The following is a 2,862-nucleotide window of genomic DNA, read 5'->3' as shown; positions in this document are numbered from 1 at the left end:
TATATCAGTAATAAAAAAAGGAATAATTTCTATTTACCTTGATACATTATTAATCGCTCTTTTGCTAAATTAATTAATTCCTTTAACTCTCTAACGGACTGCTTGTTATTACAATCACTTAATAAATCTATTGTGTCTTGCAAAAATTGTTCTCTTCTTTTTACTCTTTTATATTCAGTTCTATATTCTTCTGCCATCCTTGCTATTCGAGTAGAACCCTCACGAGGAGTCGCAACTCTTTCAAAATTTGAGGTGCGAGGCTTTGTTCCTTTTTCATCAAACGTAGCGTTGTCTGGATTCCTATTCCTCAATCCTGATTGACCCAAAATACTCCTTGCCGCCCGTTCTCTTCCAGTGGCCATTATCATTTCCCCTCTCTGCAATTGAGATTTGAAATAAACCGTCCCGTATAGATTCAATAACAATAAAAAAAATCCTTCTTTAAATATTAAGTTGCGGTTAAATAAAATCTTTGTTGTTTTTTGAGTGGATAGGCAAGCTTACTGCAGTAGCTACATAGTATCTAAAGAATTGCGACTTCGTTACCTAATCAGTAGCTAATTCAGTAACGTTACCGCGTTAATACAAGCTTTATATGCGTAATGACGCCCTTCAAGTACCTTCTTTTTTATATAGCTATGTTTGTTTTTAAAGATCCGGAATTTAGAATCCCTGACTAACAAAAGAAAGCGTTGACATTTCCTTATTTCATAAACTATAATAAGCGAAAGAAACCGGTTCCAAGTTGACTTCTTATTTAACGAAATTGGCTCCTACGAAAGGAAACATTTAATTATATATATGTTGTTTTTTTAGTTTTTTTGGAACCGGTTCCTATTCGTTCGGGCTATATCTTTTATAGATAGCAAGAATTATAGCCACAGTCGAATCAGAAATATTAGTTTTTTTCTTATAACAGTTTCATTATACTATCATCATCAAAGGGGTGTTATCATCAAGTGGAAAAGGGTTACAAAGACATAGCTAGCAAAGTAGTTGAGGCAATAGGTGGAAGAGAAAACATTTCGTCATTTGCTCACTGTGCAACAAGATTGCGTATTATGGTACATGATCAAACAAAAGTAAATCAAGAAGCAGTCGAAAATATAGAGAAAGTAAAAGGTGCATTTTATAATTCAGGACAATACCAAATTATCTTTGGTACAGGAACTGTTAATAAAGTATATGAAGCAGTGAATGAGTTGGGTATTAAAGGCACGTCTACATCCGAAGTAAAAGCAGAAGCTAAGAAACAAGGCAACGCTTTTCAACGAGCTATCCGAACCTTTGGTGACGTTTTCGTTCCAATTATTCCAGTTCTTGTTGCAACCGGATTATTTATGGGTTTACGTGGGGTACTAACGCAAGAAGCAGTGTTAAATTGGTTAGGTTATACACCCAATGATATCCCTGAAAACTTTATAATGTTTACACAAGTTGTCACAGATACAGCTTTTGCATTCTTACCAGCATTAATTGCATGGTCAGCCTTTAAAGTATTTGGTGGAAGCCCTGTTCTAGGAATTGTCTTGGGATTAATGTTAGTAAATCCAGCACTTCCAAACGCATATGCAGTAGGTTCAGGAGACGCACATCCTATTCACTTCTTTGGATTTATTCCAGTTGTAGGGTATCAGGGTTCTGTTTTACCAGCTTTCTTTGTAGGTCTTATAGGGGCAAAATTAGAGCGTTGGATTCGTAAAAAAGTGCCCGATTCAATTGATTTAATACTCACGCCATTTCTAACATTATTGGTCATGATTACATTAGGTCTCTTCGCTATAGGACCAGTCTTTCATTCATTAGAAAACATAATTCTAACAGGCACAAAAGCAATTTTAGATTTACCGTTTGGTTTAGCTGGTATTATTATTGGTGGCCTACAACAAGTTGTTGTAATTACTGGCGTTCATCATATATTTAATTTACTTGAAATTCAATTATTAGCTGATACAAAATTTAATCCATTCAATCCGTTAATTACTAGCGCAATCGTAGCTCAAGGGGCTGCAACGCTAGCAGTTGGATTGAAATCTAAAAATAAAAAAGTGAAAGCATTAGCATTCCCATCAGCATTTTCAGCCTTTTTAGGAATTACAGAACCGGCTATATTTGGAGTAAACCTAAGGTTCTTTAAACCCTTTATAATGGGCCTTATAGGAGGAGCAGTTGGGGGATTCTTAGCCTCGATTTTTCATCTAAAAGCAACAGGAATGTCTGTTACAGCTATTCCAGGATTATTATTATACTTAAATAATCAGATTTTCACCTATATTTTCGTTAATTTGATTGCCTTTGCTGTATCATTTATTCTGACATGGCTGTTTGGTTATAACGATAAGATGCTTAAGGATCGATAATTATATATAAATTATAAATTGTAATTAATAAACTATAATGAATGACATTAGAAAAAGCCTTGTATCTAGATCCAGTATAAGGCCCTTTTAGTAAAGCTTAATCATTGATGTTGTAGGAAAAGAGAAGATTAAAGACCTTCTCTTTTTTATATAATTTTATTTACTTATTTTTAAAATCCGAAATATACGATCCTTCACGCTGCCACTGCTGCTCATTATGTTCTAATTTAGACGGAGTGACAACTTTTGAACTCTTGTCCATTTCATAAAAAGAGAAGCCACAAGACCAATCCTCCGCATACAAAAAACCAGCATCTGTTACATCATCATCTAATGATCCCTTACTGCAGTAAAGGTTCTTTTTTATTTTCCGAGTAGACAGGCAAGCTTACTACAGTTGCTACATAGTATCTAAAGAATTACGACTTCATTATCTAATCAGTATCTAATTCAGTATAGCTACCGCGTTAATACAAGCTTTATACGACTCGTGAAGCCATTT

2 protein-coding genes are annotated in these 2,862 nt (G+C 34.5%); one reads left to right on the top strand and one right to left on the bottom strand.

The window, feature by feature from the left end:
* Positions 1-29 precede the first annotated feature (29 nt).
* Complete coding sequence (locus POF52_RS30825) at positions 30-362, bottom strand: hypothetical protein (protein WP_271998148.1); 333 nt, start codon at positions 360-362, stop codon at positions 30-32.
* 597 nt (positions 363-959) lie between these two features.
* Here POF52_RS30825 and POF52_RS30820 point away from each other — a divergent pair.
* Positions 960-2,360, top strand: a complete 1,401-nt coding sequence (locus tag POF52_RS30820; RefSeq protein WP_271998146.1) for a sucrose-specific PTS transporter subunit IIBC — start codon at positions 960-962, stop codon at positions 2,358-2,360.
* Positions 2,361-2,862: the final 502 nt, after the last annotated feature.

The sequence above is a fragment of the Priestia sp. AB genome (genome assembly GCF_028369225.1).
Lineage (GTDB): Bacteria > Bacillota > Bacilli > Bacillales > Bacillaceae_H > Priestia > Priestia megaterium.
This window is presented reverse-complemented; position numbering and strand designations above follow the sequence as displayed.

Coding starts and splice junctions, on each gene's coding strand:
- POF52_RS30825 (WP_271998148.1), bottom strand. CDS start 362: ATGGCCACTGGAAGAGAACGGGCGGCAAGGAGTATTTTGGGTCAATCA.